We start from the raw sequence: 19,335 nt of genomic DNA on the forward strand, positions 1-19,335 counted from the left end.
CTAATTCCTCCTCTTTATATTTCATTAATCAATTTTTTTTGATTAATGGTGCAAAATTTTAACAGCAACTACCTTTGCCTGTTTTTCTAAAGATACAGCATAATTCTTCTGATAATAAATTATTTACTTCCGCATCATTTAAATCATAATAACTCCACGTACCTTTTGTTTCTTTTACAATTAAACCTGCATCTAATAAGATCTTTAAATGATATGACAACTTAGATTGCGTCATTTCAAAAATCTCTGTTAAATCACATACACAAGTCTGGCCTCGCTGGCAAAGTTCATACATGATTTCTAGACGCTTCTGATCCGCCAACGCTTTAAACTTTTTCTCATAGAGCTGAAAATCTTGTGCCACTGTAGTCACTCTCCCTTCATCAATTTTTTTTGATATTTATAGTATATACGCAGATGAGTTCTATATGCAACTAATTCATCAATTTTTTTTGATTTATCAAAAAAACTTCCTCTTCAAAATCTATACTTGAATACTTTTTCTTGCTCAATATAAAATAGCTTTCTTACAAATTAATACGATAATTTAATATTAACATGGTGCAGTTTCAGGGTAAGTTATCAGAAAACATATGAAGTAAGCACTCTACAAATGATAATATATTAAATCTCGTTAAAACAAAAAGATATGTCCTAGTAGTATACCTAGGACATCCCCTTCATTTTATAATTTCTAGATTCTATACATCAATAACAATTGAATATACCTTCTGTCTAAAACATAGTATTATCATTAGCTGCCTCATTTGGAATCTCTTGAATTTCATCCCAGTGTTCAACAATCTTACCATTCTTTATACGAAATATATCGACTATAGCAACTCCCTTATCTTGAGAATTAGTACGAGAATGTACATGAAGAGCAACTGTATCTCCTTCTACTACTACTCGTTTAATCTCTGCAGAAGAATTAGGATTTTTAACAAAGTCCTCCTTAAAGAAATCCATGAAGGCTTTTCGTCCGTCAGCAACAAAAGGATTATGTTGCTTATAATCTTCACTTACATATTTAGGGATAATATCGATATCATGTTTGTTAAAAACTTCATTATAGAAATCAACTACCATCTTTTTATTCTTTTCATTTTCTGTCGCTTCTTTCGATACCGATGCAACATTCTCACTCTTTATTGAGTGACCTTTGGTATTACCAGTTGAAGCTTGAAATATCAAAGTCGACACAATTCCTAAAATAAACACAGAAATAATTATTACTATTAAATTTTTCTCTAATTTCATTTATGCCTACCTCTTCTAATCGTATAAGTTATCTTCCATAACACGCTTGAGAAGTAGAAACCTTCCCAAAAATGTAATGTGAGGGGGAATGTTAGGAAATTACACTCCCCCTTATACAAGGCATGTTAGAAACTAATAACTCTAACTTAATACATCATTAACAGTTGCACTGTCCACAATTTGAATAAACTTCTTAACCTTATCGTTCTCATCAAACTCATAAAGATGACAGAAATCTGCTATGAATGATTTCCCTGTTACTTTATATGTTCCACTATATTTTCCATACACGATAACAGTATTGTTATTAAAAGCATAAATTTCATCTTTAGCGTTATAGTTATCCCATTCCGTGCCAAGACGTTCATGTACATTTTTCACTACTGCATCAGGACCTGTATAAGTGCCCGCATATGGAAACCCAGCAGCTTCTGTCCAAGATACATTTTCACTTAAATACGTTTTGAAAGCATCCATTTTCCCCTCGCCAGTTAACACATACGTTTCATGTAATAGTTTTTGATATTTATTCATAGCATTAACCCCAAGGCATTTCTTTTGTTACAACTTTTGCACTTAATTCTAATACACCTTTATTTGCATAGTCTGGATATGCTGCTTCAAGTTTCGCTACAAAATCTTTTGAAGTTTTACTTTCCTCAGAAGCTTGAACCGCAGTTCTTAGGTAATCCATAGTTGCAATAATCGCTTGATTATCTAAGGATTTTTCAATTGATCCATGGCTAGGTACAATTATGTCAGCATTTAATGCTTGTAATACTTTCAAGTTCTCAATCCATGCCTCCATAGCCGCTTTTGAGCTAGTATCCGCTAAGAATACATGTATTTCGTTAAATACATCAATACCACCAATTAATACTTTTAGCTCTTTATTAAATAAGCTAGTTCTGTAATGATCTAAGCCTACTAGTTCAAATGTTAACCCCTGAAAATCAATCGTTTTTTCTTTAAACACTTGAGGTAATACTACGTTGCTTGGTGCGTTTTCTCCTAGGGCACCTTTCCAAACTTTTAATTTACCTAAGACAGAATGAACAATATGTTCAACAGTAGACTCTGTAGCATACGCTATAGCTTCTGGGTAAGCAGCCTTAATAATTTCTAATCCAAAGTAGTAATCAGGATCCCCATGAATAATAAAGATTTCATCTAAAGATAAGTCGTTTTTTTTCAGATACTCAACAATTTCTTTCGAATCAGATTGAGTAAATTTTGAGTTTATTAAAAATGCATGTCCCGCTTTCTCAACTAAGGTTGCAGTGACCATAAAACTTTTTTCATCTGAACTAAACACCGTCAATTTCACATCTTTTTGATTTGTATCAATTGTTTTAAACATAGAATGTTATTCTCCTTTTGTTAAAGTGATTTACTAGTTAACATATTTTTATCTTGTTCCGACAGAAGCTCCCTCTTCAATTTACCTGAAAGTGTGATAGCACCAACAAATAGGCGAGAGATGAATGTCGGTTGGCGTAAGCTAACATGTTTGCTACTATAGTCAATAGAAACATTAAAATTGGACTCTTTTTAAAAATAAGTTGAAACTATGACTGTTATAAAAAGGTTTAAGTCCATCCACTTCTAGCCTTTTTTAAAACGTTAAATGTTATATACTGTAACTTAAAATTCATTAATATAAATTTTTAAAACGCGCTTCAATTTTATCCGGCGTCATTACCCCACCACCAATAGGGATAATTTGATTATCCTTTTGTAAAAGTAATGAAGGATAACTATTAACACCAAGCTGTCGCACTTTATTGAAATCGTTTTGGACATCTATTATTGTTTCTTGAGCGTTTAAACGTTCTAGTACTTGTTCAGGGTCCAAACCATGCTCGATTGCAATCTTACGATATGTTTCAGGATCACTCAGACTTTGGCCCTCATAATAAAACGCTTTTTGCATAGCCGCAGTGAATTCTAACAAACGGTCTGGTGCTAATGAGCGTAAAGCTGAAAAGCCAATTGCAGCATCTTTCGAATTCATTTTAAAAGTCCCTTCTTCCACCAATTTTTGATATGAAGGACCAAATTCTGCACCTGTAAGTTGATTAATTCTTTTATTCCCCTCTTCTATATATGAGAAATTTTTTATTGGTAAATCATCTAAAAATAATCCTCCACATAAAACCGTTAACGGCATTTCAGTGTGTTCTTTGTAAAATCCTTTAATACTTTCTGAAAATCCATAGCACCATCCACAATATGCGTCCCATACGTATATAAGATTATCTTGTTTCGTCTTCATTTAAATCCCCTACCTTTATTTTTATTAACCAGTCCAGCTATCACTTAAAACTCTCAGCTAACTTTTTGGTTTATATAAGTACATCTTTTTTATATCTTGTTCTTTTTTGAGTTACCTTACTATATTTTTCAAAACTAACCTTTCCCAAAAAGATTAGATAAGATTTCTAATGAAAGATAGCGCTGCACATCATTGCTCCAAAATAGAAGATACTAAAATTCGGAATATATCTTGATTTAAATATGTTAGTAACTTTCTACACCGGGCGATAACATGTGGGCTACCATCCTTAATTAAATATATAAACCTTATTTTCACTTTAAATATCCATAAGTTGTAACTAACTCAATTACAACCTTATGTAACCATATTAGTTACAACTATAGTAGAAGTCAATTCTTTTTTAACAAAAACAATAAATTTCTACCCTAACGCTTTTAGAATTCTATTATTAAAAACTGACTTCTTGTTCTTAAATTTGTTAAAAAGCTTAGTAATTCCCTAAAAACATCACTAGTAAATATGGAACAACAAATTCAAGATAATTTACAAAACAAATAATATAAGTACCTCTTTCATGGCTTACCGACAGAGTACCAGTTCTAGTACATGGTTTTTTTCAAAGCATTACATTTTGTTTTTACCTTTAATAGAAACTACCTGATTAACTAAAACAGGAACTGTCCCACCATGACTTATAATTTTTTATCCCTGTACATTGTGCGGGAATTTTTTTCATAAAGAAAAGACACCCTAAAGTGCCTTCTTTCAATGTGAACCATCACAATTTCAATAGTAAGTATTGGACTCTCATCCAAATATACTTTTACCATGTTAAATTGTTTGATCCATTGAGGAATAGGGTTCAAATTTGGGTTAGCATCACATCGCTAACATACTAAGGTTTTATGCTACCCAAAAACAATGATTTTTACTCTGGGGATCTCAATTTTATTATTTGGGGATTTATGCTTTTCTTAGCTTGATAGCGATGTGGTAGGGCCCTATATTTGACTCTTTTTCTACACCTAGATATTCTAGAGTTCGTTCTAACATAAGTGCTGCCTGTTGACGTGTGAGTGTGCCATATGGCGTAAACTTAGTAGCTGAAACACCTCGGATAATTCCTGTATCGTATAGGGCTTGTACATCATAATACCGGCTGCGAACGTATTTACATCAAGAAGATTAATGGAGCAAATGATGATTGCCCTAAATTGGTTTGATAGCTGTTTTTGCAGAGTTTGAGCGTGATATTATTCTTTGAAATTCTCTTCTTAAAGATAATACGTAAATACAAACAAAACCAGCAAAACAACGTTCCTATGTCGTACTGGTTTTGTTGAAGTCCATTTTGAATTGTAGCTAGTTCAACGTAATTGCAAATTCTGAGTTCGGTGCCCCAGCAATTACAACCGTTCCATTCTTCGGCAGTTTTACTTTGTTATTGCCGCTCACGATGGTAAAGTTGACACATACTCCATTCTCATCATACACCGCGAACGCACCCTTCGATGGCAATGTCACGGTCATCCTTTTTCCTGCTGCCGCTTGCGGGATCGTAAACCATTTAGCATGCCCATTTGCTTGCAGAGTAACTTTGGATGATTGGCCAGCATCAAGTGGTTTTACGTTGTTTCCACTTACGTATAACAACCCGGCCATTTCCATATATTCATTGCCGCCTTCTGTATAGAAATGCGTTTCCGTCGTATCACGGCCATTCATCACGGGGATCTGGAGCTGATGCGCCGCGGTGTTCGGACCTGTAATTTTTCTGCCCTCCCAATAGCCCGCCAGGCCTTCCTTACGAATAATTTGTGTGGTAATAAATTTCGGTTGTACGAGATATTCAATAGAACTAAATTTCTCATTCACGAGATAGAACTTGACACCTTCCCGCTTCGCCCATGCGGCAGCGGTTTTCTTCGATAGCACATTGTCTTCTAGTTTCTCGGCTAAATAGTGATTCATCGCACCTTGCCCTAAGTCTGGTGTCGATTTATATGTGCTCTCCCTCAAATAAGTTCTTCCATTCTTCTCGGTGACAAAGTTGAGCTTAGAAGTACCCTTCTCATTAATAAAGCTTCCATCCACAGTATATACATATTTTTCTTCTCGATTAGATGGTAAGAACAGTTCTCCATTCTTCGTAATTTCAATTTTGAAATGAGTTTCGCTATTGCCATAAAAGCCTGCTTTCTTTGCCACGTCTTGAGGCATCTTGACCTTGACCGGCTTGCCAAAAGATTTGTTCGGCTTGATGTTCTTAATTGTCCCCTTCTCTTTAAGCACGGCGAGCAGCAATTCAGTTGCCAGCAGTTGATTTGTAGAGCTTCGTCCACCGGATGACAACACAGCCGCTGCCATTTTCTGTTCCGGAAGCACGACCAGTATAGCATGTTGCAGTGCCGTGTCGCCGCCCTTAGCCAAGCCTTTTATCCCATATTCACTGAATGGGTATAGTTTCACACTATCCCAGCCAAGACCATAGTTAAAAATATTATCTCCATCCCCCGGCCACATTCCTTTTTTATATTCCTCTTGCTCCATCGCCTTAACTACCTTATCAGAGAGGATCCCTTTTCCCTGTCCCATAAATAATTGTGAGAATCGTACCATATCTTCTGCCGTGGAAGAGACCCCTCCCGTACCAATCACATTCACCGATTCAATTGGAAGCTGCCCTTGGTACGTCGGAAAATAAAGTCCAGCCCGCTTTTCGTCTCTCCATTTGTCCTGCGGCGTTTTTGTATGATTCATCTTTAAGGGTTCTGTAAACCGTTGATGTAGAAATTCGGTAAAGCTCATACCGCTGACTCTTTCCACCAAAATTTCGGCCAGCGTAAAACCATCGTTGCAGTATACCGAGAACGCGCCAGGGTCTGCTTTCAGGCTCTGGTTGGACAATTGCTGCAACAAGAAATCATGGGAATAGGTATCATTATCGTTAAATAAAAATGCATTACTTAACGTGGAACCTTGCAAGCCGGAGGAGTGATTCAACAACATACGCGGGGTAATGCGTTTGTACCGCCCATCTTTCATCTTAAAATCAGGAACATAGTTAACCACAGGAGCATCCAAATCGACTTTTCCTTCGTCGACCAATTTCATTACAGCCGCTGTTGCATACATTTTACTGACTGAACCAATCCCGTATAGAGTATCTTTGGTTAGTGGCTGTTCCCCTTCCATATCGTTCTTTCCAGCCTGCCCCGACAAAGTAAGCTTGCCATTATCAATTAGCGCATACTGCACGCTAGTCGTCCCATGGGACTTCGTGAGTAGCGCAGCCTTCTCTGCTGCAATCTTCTTCAGCTCTTGGCTAGCTACTTCTACGTTAGATACAACTGTAGTCTTACTATCAGAAAATGCTTTCGCCCCTGTTGGTAGAATCATAGTTAGCGCTAATGTAGCGGCTAATACACCAGTTAGTTTATTTTTCATGAGGGAATTGCCTCCTTAGATAAGTGATCAATTTCATCATTTGTTTGTTTAACTATGAAAATATGATAAAATTTATCCGTTCTTCCTTTTGGCCTACTTGCTAAATTCAGCAAGTAAAATATTTTTAAAAGGATCAGGACTATCAGCATTAAGGCTGTTCAAATTGACAGCTAATGTATGCTTGCCTCCAAGTGTACCTCCAGCAAAAGTAACAAACCCTGGAATGCTACCTCCGTGTCCCCATATTGAGACACCGTTTGGAAGCTTAGTTTCATAGATTCCAAGACCATATCTGCCAAGTGCAGCTTCTCCTGTTGGAACTGTAGTAAGCATTTGTTTTAGTTGCTGTTCTTTTATTAATTTACCTCCAAGTAAGTAAGAGAAGAATTTGTTTAAATCATCAGCAGTAGAAATCATATCTCCAGCCGAGCTCCCCATACTTGGATTATAATACGTAACATCTTTTGGCTCACTTGCTCCGTCTAGTTGGATATATCCACGGGCATGCTTGGTTCCTGGAATCACGCTTGAATTGCCAGGTAAAAATGTATTCGATAATTCAAGCGGTTCAATTATCCGATTTTCAATCTCTTCCGCATAGCTGTTCCCGGTTACTGTTTCAATAAGGATCCCTAGTAATACGTATCCTGTATTTGAATAAGACCAGCTCTTTCCTGAAGCAAAATCTGGGGGCATCGAAATCCCCATCTTTACTAATTCTTCAGCCCTATACGATTTTTTTGTATCCATAAGATTAAAACTTTTTGACCTTGTGTATTCAGCGATACCACTTGTGTGGTTCAATACTTGCCGGATAGTAATCTGTTTATCATCATATCCGTTTCCTTGAATGACACCAGGCAACCATTTTTCAATAGAGTCGTCTAGATTCAAGCGGTTCTCTTCGGCTAATTGAAGTACAACTGTTGCCGTGAACGTCTTCGTCACGCTACCAATGCGAAAGCGAAAATCTGTTTTCATTGGTTTCTTGCTGCTCAGATTCGCTACCCCAGCGGCATAACTCCATGTTTTTCCACCCTCAGAAGTTTTAGCAAGTATCCCCGGGAATCCAAGTTGCAATGTATCCCGCACTGCTTGCTTGACAGAATTACGATCTCGTTGAGTACTTGTTTGTACCGAACTAGATACACTTTGAGTAGGTTCTGCTTTTACAATTAAGGTTGGCGTTGTGTATAACAGAGAACTTCCAGCTATTAAAAGGGCCAGACTTGCACATGTAATTTGACTACATGTTTTCATAGGGCATCCCTCTCCTCTATTCATATTGTATAGGTGGTTTCTTGCTATTTCGTATTAACCACACAGCTACCATCTCCACCAATGAAAAAAGGTCAACATTGAATTCGTAATCATCTTCATATTTATTATTTTTACAAACGCCATTCTGTCCTGGGTAAATCCCTCTTTTTCCACGTATATGTTAACCACATAAATTACTTCTTTTCCTTGAAACAGTCTTGTTACTGGTCTGTTTTTCATATATAAATCATATCTGTTCCGCCTTTCACGCTTCTTTATATTTTTATCATACACAATGAAAATTTCTTTTTTCTTACCCATTTCTTACAAATTACTTACTTTCAAAATCGCTTTTATAATAGGATAGAAGGAGCATCTGTGCCGTAAAGTTCAGTAAATATATTAATCAAAAAGAAACACAGTTTTTTTACTTCTGTGTTTCTTTTTACCATCCTTTTAAATATTAAGAGTCGATTTACCCTTAACAGGATGAATTCTGGCTCTTTTCTAATGTAATTTTTTTCTTGCAATACAACACAAATGACATTGTGCTGCATGAAACACTCCTAACGTTGTTAAAATCACTTGTTTTTAAGTCAAAATTTATTTAACTTAGGGCGGATACTCCATATCCATCAGCTTAAGAAAAATAAACGCCCTCAAAACGAAAAAATAAGCTACCTTCTCAAAGTAACTACCTGTAGAAAAAGAAAATGTTCATTTAGGAGATATATTAAAACCTTAGCTTGATAGTAATGTGGGGCTACCCCACATCCATCAACTTAAGGAGAATAAACGCCACCAAAACAAAAAAAGCCCCAAATTTTTCTCGAAAATAAGGTGGGGCTTTTGAACCAGAAAAGTATATTTTTAACTATGAAAACTACGGTAAATTTTTCCTTTTTTCTCTACTTGCTAAATTCAGCAAGTAAAATATTTTTAAAAGGATTAGGACTGTCAGTTCTACCCAAACTATTCCAATTGACAACCAACGTATGCTTACCTCCAAGTGTACCTCCAACAAGAGTAGTAAACCCTAGAATGCCACCTGTGTGTCCCCATATCGAGACACCGCTTGGAAGCTTAGTTTCATAGATTCCAAGACCATATCCATCGATTCCTTCTCTTCCTGTAGGAACTGTAGTAAGCATTTGTTTTAGTTGTTGTTCTTTCAGTAATTTGCCACCGAGCAAGTAAGAGAAGAATTTGTTTAAGTCGTCAGCAGTAGAAATCATATCTCCAGCCGAGCTACCTGCACTTGGGTTATAATAAGTAACGTCTTTTAGCTCACTTGCTCCGTCTGGTTGGTCATATCCACGGGCATGGTTAGTGCCTGGAATAACGCTTGAATTGCCTGGTAGGAATGTATTCGACAATTCAAGTGGTTCAATAATCCGATTTTCAATCTCTTCCGCATAGCTGTTTCTGGTTACTTTTTCAATAAGAATGCCCAGTAATACGTATCCTGTGTTTGAATAAGACCAGCCCTCTCCTGGGTCAAAGTCTGGGGGCAAAGAAACCCCCATCTTCACTAACTCTTCTGCCGTATACGATTTTTTTGTATCCGTAAAATCAGCGTCTTTTGACCTTGAGTATTCAGCGATACCACTTGTATGGTTCAATATATGCCGGATAGTAATCTTGTTACCATCATATCCATTTCCTTGAATGACACCAGGCAACCAGTCTTCGATGTAGTCGTCTAGATTCAGGCGATTCTCTCCAGCTAATTGAAGTACAACTGTTGCGGTGAACGTCTTCGTCACACTCCCAATGCGAAAGCGAAAATCTGTTTTCATTGGTTTCTTGGTTCTCAGATCCGCTATCCCAGCGGCATACCCCCACGTTTTTCCACCCTCAGAAGTTTTAGCAAGTATCCCCGGGTATCCAAGTTGCAATGTATCCCGCATTGCTTGCTTGACGGAAGTACGATCTCGTTGCGTATTTGTTTGTAACGAACTAGATACATTTTGAGTGGGCTCTGCTTTTACAATTGAGGTTGGTGTTGTATATAACAGGGAACTTCCAGCTATTAAAAGGGCCAGACTTGCACATGTAATTTGACTACGTATTTTCATAAGGCATTCCTCTTCTCTATTCATATTATATCAGTGTTTGCTTACTGTTCCTTACTTCCTGACAAGACTTAGGGAAAGGCCCTCACGCATATAGATTAAAGCCCCAGTACAAAGGTATCTATCAATACCAACAATTTGAGCCATTTAAATCTCCATCCCTCCTATAACAAAATCATTCAAAGGTATGAAAGCATATTATGTACCCTTAGTTATTGTTAGGATTAACACAACATGAGACATAACCCCAACCCATATTTTACTTTATTTATCCATAATATGTATTGAGAAAGAATGTAAATTCGAATCCTTTCCGTCCCCCAACTATTAATCGTTTTTTTCACCTATTATAATTAGTTATTTAGAATTTCATAATAAAAAACTGTAAAAAAAATAACGAGTCCCTTAACGTACAGGAAGCGGTTGAAAAATATGTCTAAACGCACAATTTTCTTTTTTTTGATATGGTGACCCCATCGCAATCAAGCTAAGGTTTTGAAGTACCCACTAAATGAACTTTTTCTTTCTCTACAGGTAGTTACTTTGAGAAGGTAGCTCATTTTTTTGTTTTTGGGATGTTTACTTTTCTTAAGTTGATGGATGTGCGGTCGAACCCCTATGCATTTCATCAATCATTCCCTTGACTCTCCATTTATAGTACTGTATAGTACTAATATGAAAAAAAATACACTTACTAATAAAGATATTGCTCTGCAATCCGCTTTTACATTGTTTCTTACTAAAGGTTTTCTAGCAACAAGCATGGACGACATAGTCGCACATAGCAAAGTTTCAAAAACGAACATTTATTATTATTTTAAGAGCAAGGAGGAGCTGCTGCTCGCTATTGTTAATCAGTTGATAGCACATTACGAACAGCGAATTAATTATATTGTGTCTCAAACTGAGCTCACCGTTCAAGAGAAATTAGAAGCGGTACTCCACATTTTAAGCGATACTATTGAACAAAATAACTACCTTGGCGGTTGTCCTTTCCTGACTCTGTATACACAGACGCCTATTGACGCGGTTGAAATTAGAGATAGAATCAAGAGTTTTTTTGAAAAACAGCTGCATGGTGTTGAATTGATTTTAGCCCAAGGGATTGCACGACAAGAACTAAAGAAAGAGCTGCCCGTTAAACAAACAGCTATGTTGATTGTCTCCTCTATTGAGGGTGCTCTCTTCTTGGCTCAAGCTTCTAACAACCAAGATATGATCAAAAATTTATTTCCTACTTTAGCTTCCATGCTAAAGTAATATTTTTAGATACATTAGTACTAGTTAGTACTATAAAATAATAAAGGAGTGTTTTTATTATGAATATCTTCATGACTGGCGGAACTGGTTATATTGGACGTCATTTAATCGCTGAGTTAGCTTCTCAGCATCAGATTTATGTACTTGTACGTCAAAAAAATCGTCTTCTTACCATCATCAATCAACTGGCACCCGATCAACAGAACAACATTGTTCCTGTTATCGGTGATCTAACGCAGCCTCGATTAGGTTTAAGTGATGACAGCTACAAACAATTACTTGCAACTGATCTAATTATTCACGCAGGAGGTCCAATGAATATTGAGTTGAACCTCATTGAAGCTGAACAGTCTTTCCTCACCCCTGCAAAATCCCTTGTTCGGCTAGCACAGGATATCCACGCTGAAAAAGAATTAAAGCATTTTATCCATGTCGCAGGCTTTATGAGTCCCTATCATGAACAAAATGCATTGTTGGATCTAGATCATTTGCTGGACAATCAACCGCCTTATGAAAAAATGAAGTTTTTAGCCGACTCTTATATACGAAAATCTCTTCATAACATGAGCATTCCCTTATCTACTGTTAATCCTAGTGTAATCGTCGGAGACTCCTTCTCAGGGAAAACAGAACAGATTGGAGGCCTTAGTATCTTAGTCGATGCCGTAAGGCGAAATCTTATGCCGCTTGTTCCAGGCGGCGACGATTATTGGTTACCAATGGTTCATATTGACCATGTGGCTTCGTTTATTTCAAAACTTGTTAACACAGAAGGGTTATCAAGCAATACCTACTATCTTTTAGATTCTAAGCAAGAAAGTCCGTCGATCCGAACTTTCATCAAACTCATGGCACACGAATTACAGACAACAAAGCCGTTAGGAACTATACCGCTTCCGTTATTGAAAACTGTGCTTAGAATGGGTGCTGATAAGATGCTTGGTATTCCTAAAGAATCCATGAGTTTTCTTGTTAAGTCGGAATTCCCTGTTTACAGTAAATTAAAAATAGAACAAAGGAACGGCAGAAATTCATTCGTAGTTCCGTCCACGCTCCCTTTTATCATTAGTGATTTGGATTATCGGTTAAATCATTTAGGCCTGAATCAAAATGAGCAGAAAGATTTTAGTCAACGAAGAAGGGCTAACTTAGTTTCGCTAGAGAAAGATAGGAATGAAACACCTATTATTTTTCTTCATGGGACGTTCAGCAATGCCGATGCCCTTTTGCCCCTCTCACAATTTTTAAGCGGTTTAAATACTTGGTTCGTAGATTTACCTGGATTTGGGCGTACCCCTTATCACCATAATCCTTCTGTGATAGAAGGCTATGTAGAGAGCATTTCCACTATGATCACTGAGTTGAACAGACCCGTTATATTAGTGGGGCATTCATTTGGCGGATTGATTGCGGCTCAAGTGATGGAACGGCTGCCCTCACTGATCAAACAACTCATTTTATTGCAGCCAGTACTGCATCCTATCCAACCTAAATATAGATTTCGACGTATTACAAGTTTCGTTCTAAAATATATGGAGCCCGCCCGTTTGGAAAAAGAGCTAATTCAAACCAATAGCTTCAGAACATCGAGTCAATTATTGAGTAATTACGCTCATTCTGTGGTCCGTGATTTAAAATCCCCCCGTATACGCAAAACTAACGCTACGGTCATGTCTTGCTTAACTATATCAAAATCCATCCAGTTAAATCCCGAGACATGGGATAAGAGGAAAATTAAGATACTATGGGGAGCTTTGGACAAGGATCATCATGTCCCAAAGCAGTTTGAACACTTGGATATTACACGTATTCAGTACGGTCATCAGTTTCCTGTTGAATCTCCTGAACTAACTGCTCAATGGATTTCTCAAGCTGTAACAGTATAAAGGTTCTTTTGATAGTATTGATGGAGGTGTGATTGTCAACACAAATTCAGACTGCTTTTTTAAGGGCTCGTTTTCTGAACTCAACTGAACTTAAATAACCTAAAGTTCCATGTGCATGATGATGGTTAAACTGGTTCTGTTGCAAAGTTTGAAAAAAGCATAAACAGGTTGGTAAATGCAGAACAATGTTTAGGAAGTAGCTAGTAATTGTTGAAGTTCATTGTACGTTGAAAAGGCGGAGTCTCTTTGAAGACTTCGCCTTTGTTTATATAGGGTATGAAAGGTTTCATAAGCGTGCAGATTTACTTTTTACTTTCCAAATTCAATAGATGGGATTGCCATATTTATGACTCCATCGCATGATGGTTGTTGTTTTCACTGAAATACCACGTTCTTTCAGGATTTCAGATACATCACGATAACCGAAAGAAAAACGGCAGTAGTAGCCGACAACTACTAAAATAACATCTTACTTGAATTGTTTTCCTTTAAAATATCTCATGTCCGATTCCCCTAAATCCTGTTTTCTAGAGTGTAGCTTCATGTAGAAAAACTTGTTATATGAAAATGCGAGAATTTCCGTTTCATAAATAGGACGGATCATATCCATGACGCAACCTGCTGTAAAAGAGCGTATTAATAAACTTGAAGATCAAGGAGTTATAGCGGCTTGCCGAACAAAATTTGAGCCTTCTAAAATTAATAAAAACATTCAAGCATTCATCATGTTTAAAACGAGTCAATACTCTGATTTCATCCAATTTTGTAATGCCGCTCCCGAAGTAACTGATTTATATCAAATTAGCGGGGAGTTTAATTATATGATGAAGGTCATGAGCGATTCGATGGATTCTCTCGCTACATTTTTAGACTCCTTAATGCAATTTGGATTATCGTCTCCTTTAATTGTTTTAAAGAGTGAGTTTGAGGAGAAATTGTCGTTCTGATAAGAGGGTACTAAGATAAAGATACCGAGTGTATGTGGGAAAATTCTTATATAATATAAAAAGAACCAGCCATAGGCTGGTTCTTTTTTCATTCAATTTCCTACTAGAAAATCCAGAGATACGTCTCCTTCTCACCTACCCCTGATTTCTCTGCGCCTCTCTAAACTCCTCCTTCACCTTCTCTAACAGCCCTTCTTCCGTAATTAATCGATACGCTGTATTTGCTAGTGCTTTTGCGGATGTAATTAACGCTTTATCTCCAAGTTCTGAACGTGCTGCTTCTCTAAATTCATTCGTATGCGCAATTAAGTCATCTGGACCGATTTTAATGTACGGATGAATTGTTGGTACGACTTGACTTACGTTTCCTGCGTCTGTTGAGCCGATGCCAAATCTTTCTTTCCGATTTACGTCTTCACCTTGTAATTCTAGTTCTTCGGCTACGACGTCATTATATGTTTTTGTTACGAGTAGTTCATCGATTTCGTTTTGGAATTGATGGATTTTCACTTTTGCGCCTGTTGCTAACGCTGCTCCTTGTGCGATATTTTTTACTTTTTCTGTTACTTCTGCACATCTTTTTCGCGTTGCTGCACGGATGAAGAACCTTGCTGATGCGTAGTCAGGAATAATGTTAGGTGCTTTTCCGCCCTCAGTAATAACGCCATGAATTTTCACGTCTGACGGGAGTTGTTGGCGAAGTGCGTTAATACCGTTATAAAGTTGAATTATCGCATCTAATGCGTTAATCCCTTCTTCAGGTGAAGCTGCGGCGTGAGCTGTTTTTCCGTAAAAATGAAAATCAAGTGGATCGACTGCTAGTGAAGGGCTCGTTGGCGCTGTTTTTCCGCTTGGATGAATCATAAGTGCCGCATCAATATCTTTAAATAACCCCGCTTTTACATAACTCGCTTTCGCACTACCATTTGGTCCTCCTTCTTCAGCTGGAGTACCAAACACGACAACTTCTCCGCCAATTTCTTCAAGCGTTTCTGATAATGCGATCGCGGCCGCAACGCTAATTGTGCCAATTAAATTGTGACCACACGCATGACCAAGTCCTGGTAAAGCGTCATACTCAGCTAAAAATGCGATAACTGGCCCTTGTTTTCCTGAACTTTTTCGCGCGATAAATCCTGTTTCATGTCCAGCTATATTGTGCTGCAGCTGAAACCCTGCACTACCTAGTAATAAACTTAACGTTCTTGATGCGTAAAACTCTTGGTTACCAATCTCCGGATTCGCATGAATATCGTGACTTGTTTCTATGTACTTTTCCTTATTTCTTTCTATACTCTCTTCAATTGTTTTTCTTTGTGACGTTACTCCAGTCGCTCCCATTTCTCTTCCCCCTTATATTTTCACATAAAAAAGCCTCTTTCTAAAAGATAGAAAGAGGCTTCTGCATTTACAGTCAAAATGAGCTTCTTTCTTATCTTTCAAGTTACCTTGCTGGAATTGGCACAGTATTCATAAAAGAATCCGCTGCCGAGGTGTCATAGGGCCAGTCCCTCAACCTCTCGTGATAAGAATTTTCATAAGATTATATTAAATTATATTCATTCTATGTTCATTCCAATTAAAAGTCAAGGAATTCCTATCCGAATTTACCGAATATCTAAAAATCCTTTTAACACACCAATTGTTTCCGGTGCTTGTAATCTTGCACATACGTACGGAAATTCCATACTACCTTCAAACATCATTTGAGATGTGAGCGGTGCTCCTGCCCAAAAGATTTCATCATCGATTACGATAAACGGGAATGCTATATTTTGTCTTTGTAACTTTACATTTTTTAACGGAACTGGTCCATCACTATACACTGTTATTTGCGCATTTGTACGCATTAACGCTTGCCAGACTCGCTTATCCACTTGCTTTGTACTTGGAAGTGAAATAATAATTTTTCGTTTTGCGGCTAAAATATCTTTCAATAACCCTTTCGGCTCTTCAAGATTCATTTCCATAAACCAGCGTAAACGTTTCGAAATTTTCCGCTCCCACAATTGTCTTGATGTCGTACGATCATACACATCTCCGTGACGTTCTATATGAGCTGTTAATTGTGATAACGCTTGTTTTCTCGAAAGGTTTTTACGCATATAATGACAATCTGATAATTGAATGAACTTCCCTCTTGCCCTTGTCACTGCAACGTTGACGAGGCGATGATTTTTATGGTCAAAGAATAACACGCCAGGTCGTTCTTGCGGATAACTATCAACCGTATCAAATATCATCATATCTCTTTCAGAACCTTGAAACTTATGAACCGTCGCCGCTAAAACTGGTATGTTTTGATATTTCGTTCTCTGCAACATTTCTCTAATACACGTTGATAAAAAGCGGGATTGTGCCCTGTAAGGTGTAACAACACCGATCGATTGAACACCATCTAACAGTCCGATTAACATCATTTGCATCGCTACTAAACCAGACATAATGTTAAATCGAGAACCAGAAGCAGCGTCCTTTAACGAAAAGGCTCCCATTAAGCTCGTATCAAATAAAACACTTGCCTCATTTGCGAACGGTTGCAATCGCGCAAGTTCTTTACGCTCTGAAACAGACGGATGGTCGTATACTCTATTTTTATAAATAAATGAGTTTGTAAACTTCGATATATCCGCATGCATACGCCTTTGTTCCTGCAACATAAATAGGTTCGGATGTGCTTCTGATTTATTGACAGAATCAACAATCCCAGCATGGTAAAACATATCTTCTCCAAGCCATTTTCGAACGAGTTCATGGTTCGCCATCGCAATTGGAGGTAACTGTAAAAAGTCCCCACAAACGACGATACGTTTTCCAAGTGAAGCTGCTAATGCAATTTGCGGAACATATGCCATACTCACTTCATCTACGACAACTAAATCAAATGTACGCTCATAAATAAGTGAATCAATGGCACATTTCGATAAAGTTGCGCCGATTACTTTTGCATTTTCAATATATTCTTTTTCTACTTCTTTAATTTTCGCTTTTTGCTTTCGAAGATCACTTTCAATCTCTTGTATACGCTTCTTATCAGCAGAAGTCGCTTTATATGATAAAATCTTTTCACGAAGATCTTGTCGTGTTTCCTCTAAATAGAGTCTTTCCTCTCCCCATGATCCGTTCGTCGTTTCAACTAACTTCGACGTAAGTAATGTTTCATGATTTCTTATATGTTCATGTTGACTATAACCGTAACGAACAATTTCACCAGGTGTCCATTTCTTTTTCTTCTCAATTTGCTTCGTTACTTCACTCATTAATACGTCTACTGCCGCATTACTATGAGCTAATACAAGTACCGATTTTCCTTTTTGATAATGCGCCGAAATAATACGTGATAAATTGTAAGACTTCCCTGTTCCAGGGGGTCCCCACACGTACGTTGTCGGATTGTAAAATGAACGATATGCCAATTCATTTTTCGGATTTTTCATCTTCTCAATATGTTTCGGACTGCTCGTCCCATCAACAAGACGCTTTATACGATTACGTTTTAGCTTATCTTTATGTGCCTCTTTCAATCGCTCTTGTAGTTGCTCTAACAATTGCCACGGTTCACTGTATAAAACAGCTTCTCGTATTTCACCTTGTATATAATCATTTAATTTCAGTTCTATTTCTAATCCATGTACAGATAATACTTCTCCTGTCGCTTCCTCACCATCAAACTCAATTCGAATTGGTGAACCTTCCGGTAAGCTTACTTCCGATATGAGCTGAAATACGTATACTGTACTTTCATAATCTGTATATAAAAAACGACCGTTCATGATAGAAATTTTACTACCACCTATCGTTTTCCAATGTTTAATTTCATACGCTAATGCATAATGCCACTCTTTCATCGTTGCCGATAATGAAGGAGTTTGAGTAGGTGTATTCATCGTATAATCTCCTTCCTTCTCCCCAAACATACTTTCTCACTATACCATATAACAAGCTAAAATTTGTAAGGTTTTTATCTTGCTTATTTTCTTAATTTTCAATAACATATTGTATATATTTTTCAGAAAGAAGGGATCTACATGCCAGTTAGAAGAATTGAACACGTCGGTCTTATGGTCGCAAACTTAGAAGCATCTATTTCATTTTATGAAGAAGTAGTTGGCTTACAGCTCATTAAACGTATAGGTCACCCGAATCCCGACTTAAAACTCGCTTTTTTAGGTGTGGAAGAATCGAAGGAAACGATACTTGAATTAATTGAAGGCTACAACTCTTCTCTTCCGGCAGAAGGAAAAGTACATCACATTTGCTTTAAAGTGGATTCATTAGAAGATGAAATCGAAAGACTAAAGAAACACAAAGTAACCTTTTTACTAGGAGAAGAAATTGAAACATTACCAGATGGAACACGTTACATATTCTTCGCTGGTCCTGATGGAGAATGGATTGAGTTTTTTGAAACGGAGAGATAAAGTGGGACTTTAGGATAGAAAAAGAGCCGGAATTCCGGCCCTTGTTTTTAAATAGTAACAAGGAAACATATCTTCAATCCGAAAACTCACCTATATTAAAAAACAATCATTTTGTTAGGAGCAGAGAATGATTAATACAATCTATATTATTATTTTTTGGATCCTTATACTCTTTCCAATCCTTTATGTAATCAAGATAAAGCATTGGAATTTAAAAGTAGTTGCCGTATTTGTTGGAAGAATTCTATTAAGTATTGTCTATTTCATAAATGGAATGGTGTTAGGTCTGCAACGGAATTGGATAGAGTCCCCCTATGAAACAGAATGGGATTTCTTTATAAAGTCTTTATTACACAGTAAAACTGATGCATTTATACACTTGTTACTTCTCATTATTATCATTATTTTGGATCTAGTCATTACATTTTATTATATTAATAAAAAGAAATAGGGTGTTTTTCCTATTTCTTTTCTTAATGTGATGCTACCCCATGCCCATCA

14 protein-coding genes, 3 pseudogenes and 1 riboswitch are annotated in these 19,335 nt (G+C 37.1%); of the genes and pseudogenes, 5 read left to right on the plus strand and 12 right to left on the minus strand.

Annotation, left to right across the window (positions count from 1 at the left end):
- Nucleotides 1–58 precede the first annotated feature (58 nt).
- The 9 genes and pseudogenes from arsR to DT250_RS00135 all read right to left on the minus strand — a co-directional run bounded on the left by arsR (nucleotide 59) and on the right by DT250_RS00135 (nucleotide 10,323).
- Nucleotides 59–364: an arsenical resistance operon transcriptional regulator ArsR gene (arsR, locus tag DT250_RS00090; RefSeq protein ID WP_000046014.1), complete on the minus strand. Its 306-nt coding sequence runs from the start codon at nucleotides 362–364 to the stop codon at nucleotides 59–61.
- Nucleotides 365–735: 371 nt separating this feature from the next.
- Nucleotides 736–1,260, minus strand: a complete 525-nt coding sequence (locus tag DT250_RS00095; protein WP_149212262.1) for a nuclear transport factor 2 family protein — start codon at nucleotides 1,258–1,260, stop codon at nucleotides 736–738.
- A 141-nt stretch (nucleotides 1,261–1,401) separates the two neighbouring features.
- The gene (locus tag DT250_RS00100) at nucleotides 1,402–1,794 is read right to left on the minus strand and encodes a nuclear transport factor 2 family protein (protein WP_149212263.1); all 393 of its coding nucleotides are present in this window, start codon (nucleotides 1,792–1,794) and stop codon (nucleotides 1,402–1,404) included.
- A 4-nt stretch (nucleotides 1,795–1,798) separates the two neighbouring features.
- A complete protein-coding gene (locus DT250_RS00105) occupies nucleotides 1,799–2,620 on the minus strand; it encodes an MBL fold metallo-hydrolase (RefSeq protein ID WP_149212264.1) in 822 nt (273 codons plus the stop codon).
- Nucleotides 2,621–2,914: 294 nt separating this feature from the next.
- Nucleotides 2,915–3,535: a DsbA family protein gene (locus DT250_RS00110; protein WP_060486498.1), complete on the minus strand. Its 621-nt coding sequence runs from the start codon at nucleotides 3,533–3,535 to the stop codon at nucleotides 2,915–2,917.
- Between the two features lie 966 nt (nucleotides 3,536–4,501).
- Nucleotides 4,502–4,678, minus strand: a pseudogene (locus DT250_RS32595) (S-layer homology domain-containing protein); the annotation flags it as partial.
- A gap of 222 nt (nucleotides 4,679–4,900) precedes the next feature.
- Complete coding sequence (locus tag DT250_RS00120; protein WP_149212265.1) at nucleotides 4,901–6,985, minus strand: serine hydrolase domain-containing protein; 2,085 nt, start codon at nucleotides 6,983–6,985, stop codon at nucleotides 4,901–4,903.
- A gap of 93 nt (nucleotides 6,986–7,078) precedes the next feature.
- Nucleotides 7,079–8,245, minus strand: a complete 1,167-nt coding sequence (locus tag DT250_RS00125) for a serine hydrolase domain-containing protein (RefSeq protein WP_149212266.1) — start codon at nucleotides 8,243–8,245, stop codon at nucleotides 7,079–7,081.
- Nucleotides 8,246–9,153: 908 nt separating this feature from the next.
- Nucleotides 9,154–10,323, minus strand: a complete 1,170-nt coding sequence (locus DT250_RS00135; protein ID WP_149212267.1) for a serine hydrolase domain-containing protein — start codon at nucleotides 10,321–10,323, stop codon at nucleotides 9,154–9,156.
- Nucleotides 10,324–10,995: 672 nt separating this feature from the next.
- On the opposite strand from DT250_RS00135, the gene DT250_RS00140 reads away from it, so the two are divergent.
- Nucleotides 10,996–11,580, plus strand: a complete 585-nt coding sequence (locus DT250_RS00140; protein WP_060749950.1) for a TetR/AcrR family transcriptional regulator — start codon at nucleotides 10,996–10,998, stop codon at nucleotides 11,578–11,580.
- 59 nt (nucleotides 11,581–11,639) lie between these two features.
- Nucleotides 11,640–13,466, plus strand: a complete 1,827-nt coding sequence (locus DT250_RS00145) for an alpha/beta fold hydrolase (protein ID WP_149212268.1) — start codon at nucleotides 11,640–11,642, stop codon at nucleotides 13,464–13,466.
- A gap of 325 nt (nucleotides 13,467–13,791) precedes the next feature.
- Here DT250_RS00145 and DT250_RS32035 read toward each other — a convergent pair.
- Nucleotides 13,792–13,929 (minus strand): annotated as a pseudogene (locus tag DT250_RS32035) (IS6 family transposase); the annotation flags it as partial.
- Nucleotides 13,930–14,020: 91 nt separating this feature from the next.
- Between DT250_RS32035 and DT250_RS00160 the strand changes: the two are divergent.
- Nucleotides 14,021–14,413: pseudogene (locus DT250_RS00160) on the plus strand (Lrp/AsnC family transcriptional regulator).
- A 135-nt stretch (nucleotides 14,414–14,548) separates the two neighbouring features.
- Here the strand turns inward: DT250_RS00160 and DT250_RS00165 are convergent.
- A complete protein-coding gene (locus DT250_RS00165) occupies nucleotides 14,549–15,754 on the minus strand; it encodes a M20 family metallopeptidase (protein ID WP_088063955.1) in 1,206 nt (401 codons plus the stop codon).
- A gap of 88 nt (nucleotides 15,755–15,842) precedes the next feature.
- A riboswitch (SAM riboswitch) is annotated at nucleotides 15,843–15,945 on the minus strand.
- Nucleotides 15,946–16,020: 75 nt separating this feature from the next.
- A complete protein-coding gene (locus DT250_RS00170; protein WP_149212269.1) occupies nucleotides 16,021–18,330 on the minus strand; it encodes an AAA domain-containing protein in 2,310 nt (769 codons plus the stop codon).
- Nucleotides 18,331–18,441: 111 nt separating this feature from the next.
- Between DT250_RS00170 and DT250_RS00175 the strand changes: the two genes are divergently transcribed.
- Nucleotides 18,442–18,834, plus strand: coding sequence for a VOC family protein (locus tag DT250_RS00175; RefSeq protein ID WP_149212270.1), 393 nt, complete (start codon nucleotides 18,442–18,444; stop codon nucleotides 18,832–18,834).
- 127 nt (nucleotides 18,835–18,961) lie between these two features.
- Nucleotides 18,962–19,285: a hypothetical protein gene (locus DT250_RS00180; RefSeq protein ID WP_149212271.1), complete on the plus strand. Its 324-nt coding sequence runs from the start codon at nucleotides 18,962–18,964 to the stop codon at nucleotides 19,283–19,285.
- Nucleotides 19,286–19,335 lie beyond the last annotated feature (50 nt).

It is taken from the genome of Bacillus sp. AR2-1 (assembly GCF_008368755.1).
Lineage (GTDB): Bacteria > Bacillota > Bacilli > Bacillales > Bacillaceae_G > Bacillus_A > Bacillus_A wiedmannii.